Origin of the sequence: Vibrio sp. 10N.222.51.C5 (assembly GCF_041474575.1) — a bacterium.
Classification (GTDB): Bacteria; Pseudomonadota; Gammaproteobacteria; order Enterobacterales; family Vibrionaceae; genus Vibrio; species Vibrio crassostreae_C.
The window spans coordinates 1-18,384 of the sequence record NZ_JBFRUJ010000081.1; the positions used below are offsets into that span (position 1 = coordinate 1).

At 44.3% G+C, this 18,384-nt stretch carries 19 protein-coding genes; 5 read left to right on the forward strand and 14 right to left on the reverse strand.

All coding sequences use genetic code 11. From position 1 onward, the window contains the following. Positions 1-69: 69 nt before the first annotated feature. The 6 genes from AB4558_RS21280 to AB4558_RS21305 all read right to left on the reverse strand — a co-directional run bounded on the left by AB4558_RS21280 (position 70) and on the right by AB4558_RS21305 (position 6,306). The gene (locus tag AB4558_RS21280; RefSeq protein WP_372074852.1) at positions 70-1,221 is read right to left on the reverse strand and encodes a M20 aminoacylase family protein; all 1,152 of its coding nucleotides are present in this window, start codon (positions 1,219-1,221) and stop codon (positions 70-72) included. Between the two features lie 24 nt (positions 1,222-1,245). Continuing rightward, positions 1,246-2,208 carry a DMT family transporter gene (locus AB4558_RS21285; RefSeq protein WP_065105879.1) on the reverse strand — a complete coding sequence of 321 codons (963 nt, stop codon included), beginning with the start codon at positions 2,206-2,208 and terminating at the stop codon, positions 1,246-1,248. Positions 2,209-2,211: 3 nt separating this feature from the next. Further along, positions 2,212-3,207, reverse strand: a complete 996-nt coding sequence (locus AB4558_RS21290) for a DMT family transporter (RefSeq protein ID WP_048662517.1) — start codon at positions 3,205-3,207, stop codon at positions 2,212-2,214. An 80-nt stretch (positions 3,208-3,287) separates the two neighbouring features. Continuing rightward, on the reverse strand, positions 3,288-4,250 hold the full coding sequence (locus tag AB4558_RS21295; RefSeq protein WP_372074850.1) for a DMT family transporter: 963 nt from the start codon (positions 4,248-4,250) through the stop codon (positions 3,288-3,290). A 26-nt stretch (positions 4,251-4,276) separates the two neighbouring features. Continuing rightward, the gene (locus AB4558_RS21300) at positions 4,277-5,047 is read right to left on the reverse strand and encodes an aspartate/glutamate racemase family protein (RefSeq protein ID WP_017068125.1); all 771 of its coding nucleotides are present in this window, start codon (positions 5,045-5,047) and stop codon (positions 4,277-4,279) included. A gap of 95 nt (positions 5,048-5,142) precedes the next feature. Then, positions 5,143-6,306: a Xaa-Pro peptidase family protein gene (locus AB4558_RS21305; protein ID WP_017068124.1), complete on the reverse strand. Its 1,164-nt coding sequence runs from the start codon at positions 6,304-6,306 to the stop codon at positions 5,143-5,145. A gap of 324 nt (positions 6,307-6,630) precedes the next feature. Here AB4558_RS21305 and AB4558_RS21310 point away from each other — a divergent pair, with 324 nt between their 5' ends. The 3 genes from AB4558_RS21310 to dpaL all read left to right on the forward strand — a co-directional run bounded on the left by AB4558_RS21310 (position 6,631) and on the right by dpaL (position 9,001). Beyond that, positions 6,631-7,308 (forward strand): transcriptional regulator, encoded by a 678-nt coding sequence (locus AB4558_RS21310; protein WP_017068123.1) that lies wholly within the window; start codon positions 6,631-6,633, stop codon positions 7,306-7,308. A gap of 22 nt (positions 7,309-7,330) precedes the next feature. Further along, positions 7,331-7,714: a RidA family protein gene (locus AB4558_RS21315; protein WP_004732389.1), complete on the forward strand. Its 384-nt coding sequence runs from the start codon at positions 7,331-7,333 to the stop codon at positions 7,712-7,714. Between the two features lie 108 nt (positions 7,715-7,822). Further along, complete coding sequence (dpaL, locus tag AB4558_RS21320) at positions 7,823-9,001, forward strand: diaminopropionate ammonia-lyase (protein ID WP_372074849.1); 1,179 nt, start codon at positions 7,823-7,825, stop codon at positions 8,999-9,001. 81 nt (positions 9,002-9,082) lie between these two features. Here the strand turns inward: dpaL and AB4558_RS21325 are convergent, their stop codons facing one another. Both AB4558_RS21325 and AB4558_RS21330 read right to left on the reverse strand, forming a co-directional pair. After that, positions 9,083-9,622, reverse strand: a complete 540-nt coding sequence (locus AB4558_RS21325) for a disulfide bond formation protein B (RefSeq protein ID WP_372074848.1) — start codon at positions 9,620-9,622, stop codon at positions 9,083-9,085. Between the two features lie 9 nt (positions 9,623-9,631). Continuing rightward, positions 9,632-9,787 (reverse strand): DUF5993 family protein, encoded by a 156-nt coding sequence (locus AB4558_RS21330; RefSeq protein WP_017072479.1) that lies wholly within the window; start codon positions 9,785-9,787, stop codon positions 9,632-9,634. A 331-nt stretch (positions 9,788-10,118) separates the two neighbouring features. Here AB4558_RS21330 and AB4558_RS21335 point away from each other — a divergent pair, with 331 nt between their 5' ends. Then, the gene (locus AB4558_RS21335; RefSeq protein ID WP_372074847.1) at positions 10,119-12,356 is read left to right on the forward strand and encodes a hypothetical protein; all 2,238 of its coding nucleotides are present in this window, start codon (positions 10,119-10,121) and stop codon (positions 12,354-12,356) included. A 90-nt stretch (positions 12,357-12,446) separates the two neighbouring features. Here the strand turns inward: AB4558_RS21335 and AB4558_RS21340 are convergent, their stop codons facing one another. Beyond that, positions 12,447-12,707: a DUF5062 family protein gene (locus AB4558_RS21340; RefSeq protein WP_017070120.1), complete on the reverse strand. Its 261-nt coding sequence runs from the start codon at positions 12,705-12,707 to the stop codon at positions 12,447-12,449. Between the two features lie 448 nt (positions 12,708-13,155). On the opposite strand from AB4558_RS21340, the gene AB4558_RS21345 reads away from it, so the two are divergent. Further along, positions 13,156-13,371: a hypothetical protein gene (locus tag AB4558_RS21345; RefSeq protein ID WP_372074846.1), complete on the forward strand. Its 216-nt coding sequence runs from the start codon at positions 13,156-13,158 to the stop codon at positions 13,369-13,371. 138 nt (positions 13,372-13,509) lie between these two features. On the opposite strand, the gene AB4558_RS21350 is transcribed toward AB4558_RS21345, so the two are convergent. From AB4558_RS21350 to AB4558_RS21370, 5 genes are read right to left on the reverse strand one after another with little or no spacing between them, the layout of a single operon-like run. Next, positions 13,510-14,256: a phosphatase gene (locus AB4558_RS21350; protein ID WP_372074845.1), complete on the reverse strand. Its 747-nt coding sequence runs from the start codon at positions 14,254-14,256 to the stop codon at positions 13,510-13,512. Positions 14,257-14,271: 15 nt separating this feature from the next. Further along, entirely contained in the window at positions 14,272-15,006 is a 735-nt protein-coding gene (locus AB4558_RS21355) for a nucleoside/nucleotide kinase family protein (protein WP_017065845.1), read from the reverse strand. A 10-nt stretch (positions 15,007-15,016) separates the two neighbouring features. After that, positions 15,017-15,529 (reverse strand): MltR family transcriptional regulator, encoded by a 513-nt coding sequence (locus AB4558_RS21360; protein WP_017065193.1) that lies wholly within the window; start codon positions 15,527-15,529, stop codon positions 15,017-15,019. Positions 15,530-15,587: 58 nt separating this feature from the next. Then, a complete protein-coding gene (locus tag AB4558_RS21365; RefSeq protein ID WP_017065192.1) occupies positions 15,588-16,859 on the reverse strand; it encodes a zinc-binding dehydrogenase in 1,272 nt (423 codons plus the stop codon). Positions 16,860-16,907: 48 nt separating this feature from the next. Beyond that, positions 16,908-18,314, reverse strand: a complete 1,407-nt coding sequence (locus tag AB4558_RS21370) for a PTS mannitol transporter subunit IICB (RefSeq protein ID WP_372074844.1) — start codon at positions 18,312-18,314, stop codon at positions 16,908-16,910. Between the last annotated feature and the right edge of the window lie 70 nt (positions 18,315-18,384).

Below are 18,384 nucleotides of genomic sequence, written 5' to 3' on the forward strand. Positions count from 1 at the left end.
ACATTTCAGGACGGGACAACGCATACAAAAAGAGCGAGAAGCTTGCCTCTCGCTCTTTTTTTCATCAACTTACTGTGACAATTGTTGTTCTACCAAAGTCTTCCAGAACCCAACACCATGCTCCAAAATGTTATCGTTGAAATCGTAGTGTGGATTATGAAGCGCAGTGCCTCCACATTCACCAACACCATTCCCAACTAGCACATAACACCCTTTTACTTCGCGTAACATGAACGAGAAATCCTCACTGATGGTGAAGCGTTCACATGCTCCATTTACATTATCTTCACCAACAACGGCTTGTGCTGCTTTCACTGCATGAGCCGTCTCTTCAGGCGTGTTAATCGTTGATAAGAAGCTGTTGTTGAAGTGGTATTGATAATCAACACCTGCCGACATGCACTGGCCAGCGACAACACGCTCAATCGCTTTCTCAATTTTATGCAATGCTTGATCGGTAAAGCTGCGAGTGTCACCAGAAATAGTCACTTGCGAAGGAATCACATTCACGGTGCCATTGGTAACAAAATTAGTCACCGAGATAACCGCCGTCTCATCAATGGCGCTCAAATTACGCGAAACGATGGTTTGCAGTGCTGTGACCACCTGAGATCCAACAACAATCGGGTCGGTTCCCATGTGTGGCATCGCCGCGTGACCGCCCGTCGCTTTGATCACAATCTCAAAACTGCTTTCACTTGCCATAAGCGAGCTTGGACGAGTCACAAATTTACCTTCTGGGATACCCGGTAAGTTATGCATAGCGTAAATCGCATCCATATTCCAACGAGTGAACAGGCCATCAGCGATCATCGCTTTCGCTCCTGTGCCTCGCTCTTCATCTGGTTGGAAAATGAAGTATACAGTGCCATCAAATTGCTTACTGGTTGCTAACTCTTGCGCCGCACCCAGTAGCATCGCGGTATGGCCATCATGTCCACAAGCGTGCATCGCTCCTTCATGTTTTGAAGCGTGACAAAAAGTGTTCTGTTCATGAATGCGCAGCGCATCCATATCCGCACGTAGACCAATCGAGCGATCGCTTGTGCCATTTTTCAGAATTCCAAGCACACCTGTTCCGCCAATACCGCGGTGAACTTCAATGCCGAACTCTTCGAGCTTGTTCGCTACGAATTCAGATGTTTTGAACTCTTCAGTGCCGAACTCTGGGTACTGATGTAAATGGCGGCGCCATTCTGTAACGTTGGCAATGTTAGTCATGGAAACTCCAATAAATACTTAAAATTAATTTGTTAAAACTGTTTTAGATGTCATCTCGCGGGACTTGTTGGATGCAGCAAACAGCATCATTGCCACAATAATCAAGCCAACAGCCAGCGCCCTAAAAGGTGTGATGGGTTCTCCAAACACCAAAACAGCGATGAAAAATGCAGACATAGGGATGAGGTTTAAAGCCATACTGCTGCCTTCAACACCAACACGCTCTATGCCGTATATGTATGCGATGTAGCCCAGCCCTGATACAAAGCCACCTAGCACGATAATGCAGAGTAACGACCAAGAAGGGCGAATCACCAGTAACAGGCTTGGTACATCAAGGCCTGAAACCAGTAAGTAAATGAAAAATCCAACCGCCGCAAAACCAAATTGATAATGCATGGTGCAAGTTGCACCGTATTTTTCTGCAAGCTGAGCGCGCAAATGAGTCACCGACGCAAAGCTCAGCACACTCAATAGACAAATCAGGTGTCCGATGTTTACTCCTCTATCTTGAGACGTAAACGGAGGAGCTAGCACTAACATGCTGACGCCAACTAAAGCAATTCCGCTAGAGACGATTTGCATGCGAGTAAATCGAGCACCGTAAAAAAGCTGACCTATCGCCAAGATAGCAATGGGAACAAGTCCCTGAATAACGCCATTTTCTGACAGTGAAATATAGTCCAACGAGAGAAACGAAAGAAAGCTAAACAAACCTTGGCCAACGACACCGCATACCAACAACTTGAATAGATCGCTCCGATTAGCCCAACTAAACGCCAACTTCGGTTTGCTTTGAGTTTTCTTGTGGATCATTGCTGAGAAAATCAGGACTAAAGATAAAACAAAGAATGCCATCATGTAGCGTAGCCACACCAACAATCGCGCATCAATGGTTTGTAATGGCAAGGTAGCTAATGCGCCCTCTGAACCCCATAACAACCCTACGCCAATCGCGGCCATCCAACCTTTAGTCACTGATTTCATCACTTAGCTCGCTTCTGGTGTTGCTTTTTTATCGCAAGCTAAATTTTCTGAAGATTGTTCTTCCTGCTTTGTCTCAAACTTCGTGAACACGTAAAGTGCGACCACAATTAATGAAACAACGATGGTTTTGCCCATTGCCATCTGTTCGCCAAGTGTTAGAACCGCCACTAAGTAGCCAACCAAAGGCATGAGGTTTAATGCCATCGTTGCCTTTTCGACACCGATACGCTTGAAAGAATACAATTGAATCAAGTAGCTACCGCCAGAGATACCCGTACCTAAGAAAATAAGCAAAGCAATTAACAGCGGGCTAGAGAAGATAATGTAAATCTGAGATAGGTCTAAGCCCATGGTCAATACAACGATGATGCCCATTACTGCAACTGAGATGTATTGGTAAAGCATCGAAACAACTGAACCGTATTTGTCCGCTAAACTAGCTCGTAAGTGGGCTGTCCACGCTAACGCCAACATTGAACACGTCACGTAAACGTAACCTAGTAGTGGCGTACCACCTTCAATGGAGTTTGTCGGACCAACACTCATTGCGTAAATACAAACCGCAGAAGCAATGAAAGCACCCCACTGAATCTTGTTCATACGGAAGTTCATAAACATCATGCCAAAGAAAACCGTCGCGAACGGCTGCATGCCTTGAATTACACCGTTTTCAGTCGCACCAATGTGAGAAAGAGAAAGGAAGTTGAACAATGAAAACACCCCTTGTCCAACGATGCCACAAAGCGCAATGCGACCAATATCTTTGGTATCGATCTTTAATGAAGAACCCAAGTCAGCGCTCAAGCTTTTACTACGTGATGTAAAAAAGAAAATGATGGAAAGGCCAATTACCGCAGTAACGTAGCGGAAAAATACCAATGTCATCGGGTCAACAGCCATAGAGAGCGGCTTAGATACCACCCCAGTTACGCCCCAGATACAGGCAACAGCAATGGCAGCAGTCCATCCTAAAAATGTGTCTCTGTTTGTTGTGTTCATCTGTCTATCTTCCATAATTTTTAGGTAACGGCGGTGCGCACACCGCCTTGTTACTCATAATTTTATTTAGTGGTTTTTCGCTAGTTAACGTCTGTCGCCGTTTTCAGCCGAGGCGCTTTTTTCTTCGCCTTACCAAACTTCATGAACAACATCATTGAGCCAATAACAACTGCAATCGCTAGTAGTCGCATTGGCGTTACCGCTTCACCGAGAGCAAACACAGCCAGGACAAAAGAAGACAGAGGCATCAAGTTAAGTGCCATACCCGTTCCGTCTACGCCGACTCGTTCCATTGCATAGATGTAGATTAGGTAACTGATACCTGAAATACCCACACCCAGAATTGCAATACAAGCCATACGAAGTGGAGAACTGAAAATACCGAGAGCTGAAGAGAAATCGGCGCCGACAACCAGTAGGTAAAGACCGAAGCCAATTGCCGCAAAAACAAACTGGTGATACATCGTCGCTACTGAACCATATTTCTCAGCAAGCTTGGCACGAGCGTAAGCCATCGTAGAGAAGCTCGCGGCACTACCCAGACAGATCAAGTGACCAATGTTAAATCCGCTGCCTTCAACAGAAGGGTCCATGACCAAAATAGCGACACCAACGAAGGCGCCAACAGCTGCCAAGATTTGTAGTGGTGTAAAACGCTCGCCGTGGCGAAGGAAACCGACACACAAAATGATGATTGGGATAAGGCCTTGGATCACGCCGTTTTCTGAAGCGGTAATGTAATCAAGAGATAGGAACGATAGAAAACTGAAAGCACCTTGACCAATAATGCCGCAACATGCCGCCCAGAAGATGTCGTGTCGGTTTGCCCAATTAAGTTTAAAATCGACTTTTTTCTGTGGTTTACCCATCGCATTGCTGACTTGGATAATCACAAACAGAGTAATGAAAGCGACGGTATAGCGAACCCATACCAAGACTTGTGCGTCCATTACTTCTAAAATAGGTGTCCCTACGATCCACGGAATACCCCAAAGCATGCCAATGAAAATGGCAGCTAACCAACCTTTAGTTGTATTACTCATCTTAAAATTCCTTTATTCATTGGTTGCTATTGATTTAGCAATTGTCCGTAACCTGGACATTGAGCTTTGTTGCCGACTAAGTGCATGCAGTGCCAGAACATCGCAGAGTTGCTGCACACGACTGGGATACCAAATCGATCTTCAATCTCTTGAATGTGGTCAAGAACACGAAGGTTGGTGCAAGACATAAACACCACATCGGCACCAGAGCCCGGCAACATTTTGCTCAACGCTTCCATCATCGATTCCTTTGAAACCGTCGTGATGTCAGTGTCTTTCTCAATGCCAAGTGAACCTAAAACAGGGACTTCAAAGCCAGCGGCAGTCAGTTGTTGATAAAGAGGGAAATTCACTTCTGTTGGGTAGGGGGAAAACACGGCAACTTTCTTTGCACCCAAGTGCTTAAATGCGGCTTGAGCAGCTGTCCATGGGTTGGTTGCGGGAATATCACCGCGATTTTGTGTAAGAAGGTTAGCGACTTTTTCTTCACCGATAATGATAGAAGCTGAAGTGCAACCAAACGCCATGACATCCATGGGTAAACCCGTCGCTATTAGATCGGATGCTTCGCTGATACCAACCGCAATTTGGTCGAGCGCTTCTGGAGTCATTTCGCTGCTGTAATAAACACGGGAGCTAAACACTCCTGCTTGTGTGCCCAGTAATTTTGCCCAGTCCATCTCTAAAGAGTGGTCAGTACTTAGTTGCACTAAACCGATATGAACTCGACCAATCCTTGGAGCCTGAACGTGCTGTAATGGGATTTCAAATTGTCGAAACTGTTCTATTGTTTGCATGAGAAACTCGTATTTTTATAGTTTTTATGTGCTGACTCCAGAATCCAGAGTCAGCTTTTGTAGGGTGTTAAATTTGTACGGTGCTAAATTTTTAGCTAAATAATGATCAGTTCTGGTTCAGCTCGTTCGCTCAACCATTCAGCGCCGTCTTCAGTAATCACGATGTTCTCTTCGTGAACCATCGACTTACCCGGTGCGTAAACCATGCCCGGTTCTAGCGTCATCACCATGCCAGGCTTAAGTACTGTGTTGTCGGTAGCGGTGTTAGACGGACGCTCTGTCAGTTCCATACCTAATCCATGACCTAGACGACCAACGTCGTTACCCAATGCACCATTAGCTTCTAGTACTCCCCACATCGCGTTGTAGATGTCAGTCGTGGTTGCGCCCGGTTTCGCTGCCTCGAAGCCTTTCGTGGTCGCTTCGTAAGTAGCGCGGTATGCCGCTTTGGTTTGCTCACTCGCATGACCAAATGCCCAGTTACGGTCGAAATCAGAGAAGTAACCATCGCGTACAGCACCCGTATCGATGATCAACACATCTCCCGGTTCAATAATGCGATCGGTAGGACCCATGATGATGCTGTCATAACCATCAGGTCCTGAGCCTGCGATGATGTAAGGACATTCATCTGCACCTTCTAACAACATATCGATACGGAACTGTTTACAGATTTCACGCTCGGTCATGCCGGCTTTTGCATACCCAGGAATTTTGCTAAAGCCCACATTGGTAATACGACAGATTTCGCGAGTTTTTTCTATTTCAGCTTGTGATTTAATCTGACGAAGCTCATGCATCGCTAATGACACATCAACAAAATCTTTCTTAACCATGGTGGTTAATTTGAGGTAGTTATTTACTGGCATACGCAAGTGAGACTCAATCCCTAATGTCGCGCCAACTCTGCCGTGACGACAAGGTAAAGAGTTCAACGTGCTTGCAACCAAGCTAATGCCGTCATCTTCTGGCCTTGGTGAAGGCCAAGTAATGATGTTCTCAACCCATGTTCCTGCCATACCGCTAGCACCAATCTCAGGAACAATAGCAATAGGTTTACCTTCTGCTGGGATAACAACGAACCATGGTCTAGTTGGGCTGTGCCAAAACTGAGTGTGAAAACCAGTAAAATAGCGAACGTTTGGTTCCGTAGTAAAAATCATCGCGTCTAGCTTCATCTCATGCATAACTTTTTGAGCGCGTGATGTTCTGTTTTCAAACTCAGCTTGTTCAAAGCCTCGGTTTAGGTAGTTAGTCATTGGGGCCTCTAATTATTATTGTTGGGTCAGCAATTACGAACCGACCCTATAGTTCAATTTTGTTTACGTTACGATGAGCATCTTACTGACATTTTAGTTAAATAATGTGACCACAATCTCACAGTTAACTATAGTGACCCAAACGCATCTAAAACCAGAATTTTTGTTGATTTTGATCAATTTTAGGTACTTATTTGTAACTTTAGGCTTGTACAAGGAGCGAGTGTATAGTTTTATAGTTACATAAAGTTAATTGGCAACTTGAAATCCATCGAGTAACCAAAGATAATGAAAGGCAATTAAAGTTAACAACAGTGGTCTAAAATGAACGCATCAGCATATAAATCGTTTAACGTAGAATTCACCGACAATGACAGAGAGCATCTCGCACTGAACTTTCGCTTAGCCGAAACTATTGCCGACTTTATTGGTCCGCATTGTGAGGTAGTGATTCACTCATTCGAGAGCTTTGAAAAATCAGTGGTGAAGATCGTGAACGGTCATCACACAGGTCGAGAAGTAGGGTCACCTATCACCGATCTAGGGCTGAAAATGCTGAGTGTGTTTGAGAGCACTGGTGAGGTCACGCCAAAGAGTTACTTCACCACCAGCAAAGATGGGTCACTGCTTAAATCTACGACCTGTGTGCTAGCTGGAGAAAATGGCAAACCGATTGGACTATTCTGTATCAACATGAATTTGTCTCACCCGTTTCCTGAGATCATAAAAACTTTAATGCCGGACATTGCTCATGCCCCTGTGGGTGTGCATGAGAACTTTGGAGCTTCAACAACAGAAGTGATTGAGCAAGCACTTGAGCACGCTATTTTTGAAGTCGACAACGATGAGTCAGTCAACTTGAAAGGTCGAAACAAAGCCATTACCAAGCTATTGCTTGAGAATGGTATTTTCGAATTGAAAGAGGCGACAGCATTCGTATCTGAACGTCTTGGTATAACTCGCCACGCTATCTATAAATATATCCGCGAGTTTAGAGCTTAAAAATCCTATAAAGAGAAATGAAATGAAAACAAAAATCCATACAGATCTAGCACCTGCAGCAATCGGCCCATACTCTCAAGGCATGGCATTCAAAGACCTTATTTTCACTTCTGGTCAGCTGCCTCTTGATGCAAAAACAATGGCGTTTGTTGAAGGTGGCATTAAAGAGCAAGCTCGTATGTCACTAGAAAATTTGAAAGCTGTACTAGAGCAAAGCGGTGGTTCACTGGACACTGTTATTAAGACCACATGTTTCCTATCTGATATGGAAAACTTCGTCGCATTTAACGAGGTATACACAGAAGTATTCGGGACTGAGAATGCACCAGCACGCTCTTGTGTTGAAGCGGCTCGTCTACCAAAAGACGCATTAGTTGAAGTGGAAGCGATCGCTTACATCAAGTAATCGCGTAGCATTTTTCGCAATACTACCTGTCGCTATGAACGACTAAACAAGGTCATTGACCATCGCTTAATGACCTTTAATTCATCTGTCTGTATCTAAGTGTGTCCTATGTTAAAACTATCAAAAAATTCATTCTATACTGGTCAAGTCTGCGAACTATTCACCGCTTCTCAAGCCCAACAAGCGCGTGAGTTTCACCGCCAGATCGAAGGTTACCAACCTACACCACTTGTCTCTCTTCCTCACTTGGCAAAACAATTGGGCGTCAAAGCCATCTTGGTGAAAGACGAATCAAAACGCTTTGGTTTAAATGCCTTTAAAGTGCTGGGTGGCTCTTACGCACTTGGTCGTCAATTAGCTAAACACCTAGGTATTGATATCTCTGAGATCAACCTTAAAACGGTGGCTTCAAAATTAGATAAACCATTGGTATTTACTACAGCGACTGCGGGTAACCACGGTACGGGCGTAGCGTGGGCAGCTCGTGAAATGGGACAAAAAGCCGTAGTTTATATGCCAAAAGGCTCATCTCAAGCGAGTGTAAACCGTATCCAAGGCCTAGGTGCCGAGTGTATCGTGACAGAAGTTAACTATGACGACACGGTACGTATGGCGAACCAAACTGCGCAAGACAATGGTTGGATGCTTGTTCAAGACACCGCTTGGGACGGCTATGAAGAAATCCCAACATGGATTTCACAAGGCTACATGACAATGGCAGATGAAGCCGTTGAACAAGTTCAGGCATCAGAGTTTGGGTCACCCACTCACGTCTTTTTACAAGCAGGTGTTGGCGCAATGGCTGGCGGTGTATTGGGCTACTTAGTTGATAAGCTAGGTGCGGGCACTTTCGAAACCATTATTGCTGAGCCAGCTGCAGCAGACTGTATCTTCCGCTCAGGTGTGAAAGGCGAAATGGTCAATGTATCGGGTGAATTGAATTCGATTATGGCAGGTCTTGCTTGCGGTGAGCCAAATCCCGTGACTTGGCCATTACTCCGCGATTGCAGCAACCATTTTGTATCGGTTGAAGACAGTGTTTCAGCGAATGGTATGAGAGTTTTAGGAAATCCATTACACGGCGATAGCCAAATTGTCAGTGGTGAGTCAGGTGCAATTACGTTAGGTCTGTTGTACCAACTTTGTCGTGAAGGTGCAGACCAAGCAGTACGTGATCAGCTAGGTTTAAACCGAGATGCAACCATCATGGTCTTTAGTACAGAAGGCGACACGAACCAAGCACGCTACCGCGATATAGTTTGGAACGGTTTGCATCAATCGAACTAATTGATATCTAAAAGACACCAAAATAACAAAGCCACAGCAAACGCTGTGGCTTTCTCTTTTTGCTGATAACTGCCATGTGAGTTAGTTGAGTAACCAATAGCTCACTGGGTTATCTGGACACTGATAAGGACCACACTCAACAAAGGTAGCGATAGCATTGAGTGCAACCACGACGATGGCTAATAAGCACGCCACACGCCCCAAATTACTCATCTTATACGCTTCTTGCGATGGCTTTTTATTAGTCAATATTAGAATGACAGCAACCGCTAATATGGTCGCAGTAAATAACACGAAAGCCCAAGTGTAATAGTGCATTCCAAAGATAGGACTCCCATAGCCAGGCGTGCCTGGAATCACGTGCAATGAGACCTGCCGTAGTGAGGTGGCGACACCATACAAGGCCCCGATCAAAACAATGCCATAGTGACGAGGTTGAGGCCCATAAACCACATTCAACATGAAGCCAAACGCAACCATCACAAAACCGATACGTTGCAACAAACACAGCGGGCAAGGCAACTCATGAAGCACAAACTGAAGGATAAAGCCTATCAACAGCACTACGGTCATGCCGAGTAGGCCAAGCGTATTTAGGAGCGTTAACTGATTTCGATTCATGTGAGCTCCTTACAATAGGATAGGTAACGAGTCGGTCGCATGGTGATTAAACCAATACAACCCAAGAATCACAGAGCCCGCAAAAAAACCATAAGCCGCGGTCTTCTTGTCGAAAAAGGCGCATAGCATCGCCACAAGTAACAACAAAAATAATAAATACATCATAAGAGGTATTTCCTCGCTATTTATCAAGTTCGGTCATATTGAACGTCAAAATGAATATCCACACCTACGCCCTCAATCATTCAATTTCGGAAAACCTATGGATTACGGATTTAAAATCATCAACTTAATACTTGTTAGCAAGCTCTAACCTGTCAAGTTACTGTTACTAACAGAGTGCTTCCCCTACCCAAAGATGCAAGTAACACGCCGATATAAGCAAAGTGAGCACCGCTCAGCATTAGACATAACCGGAAACAGAACATAGATATTACGATTGGCTACACTTACCAAACAGGGATAACACTTAAAGAGTGAATGGCAAGGAAACATAATGAAAACTACACGATTAGTCTCAGCCATTTTTCTTACCAGCCTTACCTTTCCCAATATCATTTGGGCCAACTACACGATCGTTCTACCCGGTCAACATGAGCAAGGGATCGACTTACAAGGCAATGAAATATCAGCCCACGATGTGGTTGATTGGGAGCTCAACAATAGTGATTTGATGTTTGGAGCGAATGCGGAGCCGAGCCTCAACAACAAAGTCCAGGCCGTTGGCTACATGTACAACCAAAAGTTAGAGTTAAATTCAGGCCCGTTCGAAAACGAAATTAGAGACATCGCTGAACGATACGACATCGATTACGAAGATTTTTTTCTACACTTTTCAGAAGACACCATCCTTGCAGAGCCTGACCCGACTCATGGTGAGAACACTCTATTAAACCGCAAGCCTATGCTCGTTGGTTATACCGAAGACGAAATGCACGCAGGTTTTGCCCTTTACCAACCCACACCTTGGGATACCGATGTCTTTGAACATTTCCAACAAGGGGGTGCGCTCTACATTTATCACTCTGAAAAGTTTGACCATTTAGAATTTGAATTTTCACGCTTTGCACAAGGAGGAAAATTTCGGATTGAATATCCATCTTCGATGAATGCTGAGAATCATGTGACCGATTGGTCTCAAATCGAAATAACGGAAGATGGCACCAAGAACATGACTCAGAACCAAGCGGTAAACTGGCTATTACCCGCAGATTGGGTAAGAGCAAGCACTCATGATGGCAGTGGCCAAAGTTATGGTGGCGGCCAATTTTTTGGCTCATCTTTTGTCCGTGATGGTGGGCGTTTATACGTTGTTAGAGTGCGCTGGCAAGGCCGCGCAAATGATATTCGACCTCGTTTAAACCGTGTTCAACTCGGGGATAGCTTTCCGAACGTCGCTCCAAAAGACTTGTCATCAGCAGCAGTAAATAACCGCTCTCCCGATAAAACAACGCATTGGAGAAAAATTCTTGGTTTCGACCAGTCGGCCGATCTCAACAACGACAACTATTTATCTCCTGCTGAATACCAAAACCGAAGCAACAAGTCTGCCACAGCTCGATTTCGTTGGCAGTCCCGTGTTATTACTTTTGGTCGAATGTGGGACCAAAATTCGTCATGGTCGCTAACCAATCTGGCTAATCCCGGGCTATTGATGGCAATGGGCAGTTATTATGGTCAACACTGGACAAAACTAGGACTCCGTGGCGCCTACAACGATGACACCAATAAGCTCTTAGGTAGCAATCAATTTGATATTTACTCTGGGGGAAACATCGCTGAGCTTGATGCTATCGCAGGCTCAACTGAAGCGGATGAACGCTATAAGCAAGAGTTCACCGCCTTTCTCAAACGATTGACTGCCGTTAATGACAAACCATTAATCGGGCTCAACATTGGAACGGCTAACCTCTATGGTCGAAATGGGCAAGCGCACCTTATCGATGCAGGAAACCTGTATTTCAGGGAGCACTATATATTTCCGTCAACGGGATTTAGCGGCTATGGCGGGCTATCGAAGTTTTGGGATAACTCAGCACTCGGCTATTCAGGGTCGAAGGTTATTCAACAAACCACTACGCGCTATGGACGAGTGCAGTTCTTTGGAAACAACCAAGAGAATTGGCAACAAGACCAGTACTCAACTCTCGCTGTCTATTACCTCAACTACCACCCTGAACACAGCTATTTCAATCAATGGAACAACAGTTACGTGTATGGGAGCAACAACACCACAACAGATAACTTCTGGAAACCGGGCGTACCCAAAAACATGGCTTATAAGCCCACAGCATTGCTCGATATCCCTCTTGGAAAACCTTCAGGTGTGATTCCTTCGGGGTTTGAACCTACCTCATTGATGCTCTCAACTCGTACTCCACAATCTGAGGATTACACGATTGTTGGCAACACTTCGCAATCCCAGGTCACTCATCAAGACTTACCTAATGGCAAGGTTTCACTGCTACCGACTCATACCTATTTCCTTTATCAATCAGATAAGCAGGTTGTAGAAGGCGGACCAGAAGACATGGTGATAGCCAGAGAGTTTGAGCATGGACGAGTTCTCTATCGCACCGATTTTTATGGGAAAAATGCTGACTTTTATGCTGCAGAGAAAATCTCGATTCGATTAGACCGACCAATGAAGCCCGTAAGTGCTGACGGCAGAGTGGGAGAGTATGTCGATGAAGTACAGATCGGTGGCTACCAAGGTTTGCTATTACTTTACTGACTCGGTTTAAACTCGAAATAGCAATCATAAAACAAAAAAACCTAGCGAGTGACCGCTAGGTTTCACACATAAAAACGAGTTAGTCTCTGCTTACTTCAGAGGATCATTATCAGGCAAAGCGTTGTGTATCCATAACGCTAGGCGCTTCTTAATATTTGCACCATCCAACTTACTGTCCGGTAACGGTGTGATCTGATTGACTTCAACAAGGAACAAGTACACCGCTTTAACCTTTATCGGTTGGGATGAATTTGGCAAATCAAAACCTTGTAGCTTAGCCATCTTAAAACCGACTTCAACTGCTTTTTTTACCAGCTTATCTTCATTAATGATCTTCGCGGTTTTCGACATATCATCTCCATCATCTTTATCGAATGAATATTGAGTATATCAAACCGAAAAATTCACAAGATTACTTCGCTCTCAATTTGAGGAGTCACTTTGATAAATAACATAAAACGAATAACAGGCTCTAGGATGACTCTAATTCGCTTGATAGTTACGCCACCAATACCTGTACGCAAACGGTCTCTTAACAGAACACTCAATAAATGAGATCTTAAGTCAAAAAACAAAAATTCGAATAATATTTGACTTAGCATTCCAAAGAATACGGAATATTATGATGTTCATTTTGAAAGTTAAAATTCAATAAAAGATCAATAAACTGCTGTTATTTAACTGGTTTAATACTAATTCGACTTAGATCATATTTACAACCAATTGTAACCAATTGTTATTTACAAAATACTCACTAAGAAAATAGAATAAAACCACTAATTTTATACTGGTGTTGAAAATGCGTTACCTCTGGGCTTCATTCTGTCATAAAAATCCAATTCCGGGTCGAATTGTTCATATCCTTGTTATGTTGATAGCGCTAGCTTCTATCACCACTCCATTGATTTCAAAAGACGCCACAACCATCTTAACTTCACTGTGTGCTGCTCTAGTATGCTTCGTCATTTTTGTCTTCTTTGCGCTCGCCGACAAAATGCGCTCAGGCATGCATTAATCAACCAATCAGTTCTCTATCACCAAGCATTCTCTTTTTAAAAATTCATTATAAAATGCTGGTTACCAGATACGGAAAAGCCCAAAGTTAATAGCTTTGGGCTTTTTGATACCAGTAATCATTAACTCAACAACACACTTAATATAAGTGTGCAAATTCTTCGATTCGACTCTTACCGCGCAATAATAAAAAGTTCAAAAAGCGGGATGTTGAGGTAGTGATTATTTTGTCTTCTTCCACATCATGCTTTTCAAGGAGCGCTATGGCGAGATCTACACGCCCTATATCTTCACAAAAATGGGCATCTGAGCCTGTCGAGAAATAAACCCCGACTTGCTTTCCAATCTCCACAATCTTAGAACAGCGTACATCACTCCCCTTGCGGCTTTTTCCCGTCAAAGAGGTATTGTTCACCTCAATCGCCACATTGTGCTGTTTAGCACACTCGAGCACGGCTCGAATATCAAATGGGTAATTTGGGTTACCAAGGTGCCCAAGCACATCAACCTTTCCCCCCTCAATTATATTAATGAGGGCTTGGGTATGTATCTCTTCAGTGGATGGAGGAAACACAGGTTCGTGGAAGCTGGCAATAGTCCAGTCAAGGTGCTGATAGGTTGAAGGGGATAGATCTAAGTCTCCTTCAATGTTGGTGATGTTTGCTTCCACTCCACGTAGGATTCCAACATAGTGAAGAAAGCGGGGCAAAATTCTTTGATTGTTGAAAAACCAGTAGTGGGGGGCACCCGGCATTTCAGGAGCATGATCCGTTGTACAAAGAAGTTTCAGCCCCTTATGCTGTGCTGCTTTAGCGTTCTCAATAATAGTGCTGTAAGCATGGCCGCTGGCAAGAGTATGAGTGTGGCTGTCGACGACGATCTTCATAGCGACCTCCTAGAATTAATTGATATCAAAAGAACCATCTTGGTTCATATATAGAGTTAGGTCCGCTTTTACAGAATGATTTAAAACCATGTCTACATTCTTTGAATCTGAACTTTTATAAAAAGCGAGAGCCTCTTCAAGCGTTGAGCCACCACGAATCTTGCGGTTCACTAAACGCTCTTCTAAAAACTTAGGAGCGGTATCGATGAAGATGGTGAAATCAGCAAGCTCATTCAACCCACTCCATACTGGTTCATCGAGCAGAAGCCAATTTCCCTCAATCACCACAATCTCTTTTTCAACGGTGATTGCGTCATCAACTGGATCATGCAGGTTACGATCGTAGTAAGGCCACTTTGGGTCTTGAACTTTTAGCTTCTTGAGTTTGTCGATAAGAGATGTGAGGTTAAAGGTTTCGTGTGCGCCTTTAATACTACGCAGCTTTATCTTCTCTTCACCGCGGATGGTGTAATTCGAATCGAGGATCTCGTTCGGGTAATGAAAGCCATCGAAAGGCAGCACCTGCAATGGTTCAACATTTGGGATTGTGTGAGATAGGTACTCCCAGAATGCCGCTAGGGTTGATTTTCCACTGCCAGGAGGCGCAGCTAAGAATATAACCGTTCGTTCGTTCTTTTCTTGGTAAAGACGAGAAAACTTTTCAACCAATGGCTTATGAATTTGTTCGATATTGTTATCTGAAAACACAGCTTCGGTCTCAAAGCCACTGACATTTAGGGAAACTTTCATATGAAAAGCCTTAATCTAAAATTTCGTTCTCCACGGTTTCTAACAAACCTTCGCAAGCGAGCTTCAACACGGTTTTGACCAGTGACTCATAGCGAGCTTGAGAAAAGGAGTCGAATGATGAAAATTTTAATTGGTTAATCGAATCAAGATAGATGCTGCCGTCGCTCTTTGAGAGCGTCGCTTGATTAGTGATGAAGTCGTAAATGACATCATCACTAAACGAAATTGGCTCTTGTTGCTGAGCGACAAAACCGTGCATTTGGTCAAACAAGTTAATATCTGCGTAACTCTCTATTGAGATCTTACCCATCGCAAACATCAGCTTTGATACCACATCAATCTCGACCAAAGGACCATCCTCTTTGAGTAGAGGGGTCACGGCATACTCAATCACCAAAGGATCTTGAACAAATACCCTTGGTAACAAATGCTTTAACTTAACGCTAATCAGCTTATGAGATGCTTGGATAAAACAAGTGGCGGTTTCGCACTCTTCTAAGGCATCTAATAATTCGTCTTGCACCGTAATAACATGTTCCTTATTGGTCGTGGCAGCAGTGTAGCTGCCACGAAATCATCGATTACGCCGTTAGGCTAACGCCGTAGAACTCAAGCAGTGCTTTCTCTGCCAGTTCGTTCCAAACGTAGTTGTTATCTTTCAAAATTCGGTCTAGTTCGCCGAAGAACGGGTCTTGCTCTGCTAGCTTATGGAACTCATCAATTGCCGTCAGTGGCAGGTCAATATGCGGGTAGATTAGCTTTTTACCACCCGGAATATCCAGTTGATTTAGGATAGTGTGAGGTGCCGCCTCTAAGCCACCAACGTGAGTTAGCATAAATGATGGGTTGATCTTACCCGCTTCCGAAAGTTCAATGGATTCAACCATATCCCCTGTTGAACCGCCAGAGGTTCCTACAATATGCGTAGATTCATAATGCACATTGTAAAAGTTGAACGGTACTTTAAATTGCTTATCTGTTGGACCAGCAAAGAAGTTCAGGCAGCCATCGTTACCTAATAGCTCATCAGCTTGCTCAAGCACCTGTGCAACCGCTGCATACACCATGACATCGTCATAGCCATTGCCGTCATTCAGTTCTTTTAAGTACGTAACAGGGTCATCAATTTTCGCTGTGTTTACGTAATGGAGTTCAATACCATTCTCGGTCGCTTTTGATACCGGGATAAGGCTTTCTGCGCGCGAGAGACGAGCTTCATCGATATCAGTCACCACAATACGGCTTGGCTTCACAGGGCCGTTAATCGCGTAATCAATCGCGCCAATACCCATAGGGCCAGCACATGCAAGTAGCGCTAACGCTCCGCCCTCTTTGATGCCCATTTGATGTTCATACACGTATGGGGTTGTGTGGTAGCTAGCGTGGAACGCACCGATGATGCAAGACATTGGCTCTGCAAGCGATGCGTTTGCATAGTAAGAACTCTTGTATGGCAGCACACAGTCTAAATCAATCGCTACTTTAGGGATGATTGAGTACGTCGCGTTACCACCGAATGTCTCGTAGCTGTAGCCTGCTGAGTAGCCTGTTGGCAAGCCCATTGCGGGCTGCAGTACAAATGGTTCGCCCGGCTTAAAACGGTCTTGTAAGTTAGCACCTACTTCTACAATCACACCTGCGTATTCATGGCCTGTCATTACAGGTACTTCAGCAATATTTTCAGGCACACGTTTGTGGTTACTGCCGAGGAGTGCTGCTTTGTAAGTCGATAGACAGATGCTGTTTGAAACGTTTTTAACCAGCAGTTCATCATCTGAAATCTTTGGTAGATCGAAGGTTCTTAGTTGAACGTCTTTCTCACCACAAATTACCGCTGCAGTTGTTTGAACCATGATTTTATCTCCGAAAAGTGGGGCCAATACCTGACCCCAGAATATTAATTAAGCTTGCTGACCGATGGTGTCCATTAGGTTGTCTAATGCTGGGTCATGTAGGAAGTTCTTGATGGTCACCACAGGCAGGCCTGTTGCTTTGATTGCTCGACTCTCTAGACTCTCGTGGGTCACCACCACGTCCGCGTTGCTCGGCACTTTTTCGATTGCGAAGTTCTTCACTTCAACGTTAAAGCCGGCTTTTTCGAGTTTGCGCTTAAAGGTTGATGCCCCCATTGCGCTTGAGCCCATCCCTGCATCACATGCAAAGGCGACAAATTTAATGTCTTTCGCTTCTGCTTTTACCGCTGCTTGTGCTGGCGATTTTGCTGCTGCACCTTCAGCTTTCATATCTTTCATGTCTGTGATTGATTGCTCAAACTCTTCTTCAGACTCCTCTTTCTTGCTTACTTTGAGGATTGCGCTTGCGACTAAGAAAGAAACAATCGTTGCTGTTGTTACACCGGCGATGGTCGCGAAGAAGCTGCCTTTTGGTGTTAGAGCTAGGTAAGAGAAGATTGAACCTGGACTTGGACCTGCAACCAGACCAGCATCAAGTAGATTGAACGTTGCGATGCCTGTTGCCGCACCTGCAATCATCGCTAAAATCATGATTGGCTTCATTAGCACGTATGGGAAGTACAGCTCATGAATACCACCGAAGAAGTGGATGATGATTGCACTTGGTGCTGATTTCTTACTTAGACCTTGACCAAACTTAGCGTAAGCCAGAAGCATACCTAAACCAGGGCCAGGGTTAGACGCCACCATAAAGAAGATAGATTTGCCTGTTTCAGCTGCTGCTTGTAGGCCTAGTGGGTAGTAAATACCTTGGTCGATAGCGTTGTTCAGGAACAAGACTTTTGCTGGTTCATTAATAATTGCAAGTAACGGTAGGAAGCCAGTCGCTACAAGCGCTTCGATGCCCGATTTAACGAATAGGTTCGCTGCAGTTACAGCTGGACCAACAATCGCGTAAGCAAATAGACACATCAACATGCCGAAGATACCTAGCGAGAAGTTGTTTACCACCATCTCGAAACCAGAAGGGATCTTGTCTTGTAGGCGTTTATCGATTTGAACAATCACCCAGCCACTTAGTGGACCCATGATCATTGCACCAACAAACATTGGAATCTCGGCGCCGGCAATAACACCCATAGTACCGATAGCACCAGCTACAGCACCACGCTTGTCACCAACAATCTGACCACCGGTATAACCAATCAATAATGGTAATAAATAGGTAATCATCGGACCAACAAGCTCACCGAAATACTCATTCGGCATCCAACCTGTTGGGATAAATAATGCGGTAATGAAGCCCCAAGCAATGAAGGCTCCGATATTTGGCAATACCATGGCAGTCAGATGACCACCAAAAGCTTGCACTTTGGCTCTTATATTTGTAGACACGTTATATTCCTTATTTTCAAAGGTTATTATTAGTAACTTTTAATAATTTCACATAGACAGAACCTTAAGC

Excerpts from the sequence above, each read along its gene's own strand:
- AB4558_RS21280 (WP_372074852.1), bottom strand. The coding sequence starts at position 1,221 with ATGACTAACATTGCCAACGTTACAGAATGGCGCCGCCATTTACATCAG.
- AB4558_RS21285 (WP_065105879.1), bottom strand. The coding sequence starts at position 2,208 with ATGAAATCAGTGACTAAAGGTTGGATGGCCGCGATTGGCGTAGGGTTG.
- AB4558_RS21290 (WP_048662517.1), bottom strand. The coding sequence starts at position 3,207 with ATGAACACAACAAACAGAGACACATTTTTAGGATGGACTGCTGCCATT.
- AB4558_RS21295 (WP_372074850.1), bottom strand. The coding sequence starts at position 4,250 with ATGAGTAATACAACTAAAGGTTGGTTAGCTGCCATTTTCATTGGCATG.
- AB4558_RS21300 (WP_017068125.1), bottom strand. The coding sequence starts at position 5,047 with ATGCAAACAATAGAACAGTTTCGACAATTTGAAATCCCATTACAGCAC.
- AB4558_RS21305 (WP_017068124.1), bottom strand. The coding sequence starts at position 6,306 with ATGACTAACTACCTAAACCGAGGCTTTGAACAAGCTGAGTTTGAAAAC.
- AB4558_RS21310 (WP_017068123.1), top strand. The coding sequence starts at position 6,631 with ATGAACGCATCAGCATATAAATCGTTTAACGTAGAATTCACCGACAAT.
- AB4558_RS21315 (WP_004732389.1), top strand. The coding sequence starts at position 7,331 with ATGAAAACAAAAATCCATACAGATCTAGCACCTGCAGCAATCGGCCCA.
- dpaL (WP_372074849.1), top strand. The coding sequence starts at position 7,823 with ATGTTAAAACTATCAAAAAATTCATTCTATACTGGTCAAGTCTGCGAA.
- AB4558_RS21325 (WP_372074848.1), bottom strand. The coding sequence starts at position 9,622 with ATGAATCGAAATCAGTTAACGCTCCTAAATACGCTTGGCCTACTCGGC.
- AB4558_RS21330 (WP_017072479.1), bottom strand. The coding sequence starts at position 9,787 with ATGATGTATTTATTATTTTTGTTGTTACTTGTGGCGATGCTATGCGCC.
- AB4558_RS21335 (WP_372074847.1), top strand. The coding sequence starts at position 10,119 with ATGAAAACTACACGATTAGTCTCAGCCATTTTTCTTACCAGCCTTACC.
- AB4558_RS21340 (WP_017070120.1), bottom strand. The coding sequence starts at position 12,707 with ATGTCGAAAACCGCGAAGATCATTAATGAAGATAAGCTGGTAAAAAAA.
- AB4558_RS21345 (WP_372074846.1), top strand. The coding sequence starts at position 13,156 with ATGCGTTACCTCTGGGCTTCATTCTGTCATAAAAATCCAATTCCGGGT.
- AB4558_RS21350 (WP_372074845.1), bottom strand. The coding sequence starts at position 14,256 with ATGAAGATCGTCGTCGACAGCCACACTCATACTCTTGCCAGCGGCCAT.
- AB4558_RS21355 (WP_017065845.1), bottom strand. The coding sequence starts at position 15,006 with ATGAAAGTTTCCCTAAATGTCAGTGGCTTTGAGACCGAAGCTGTGTTT.
- AB4558_RS21365 (WP_017065192.1), bottom strand. The coding sequence starts at position 16,859 with ATGGTTCAAACAACTGCAGCGGTAATTTGTGGTGAGAAAGACGTTCAA.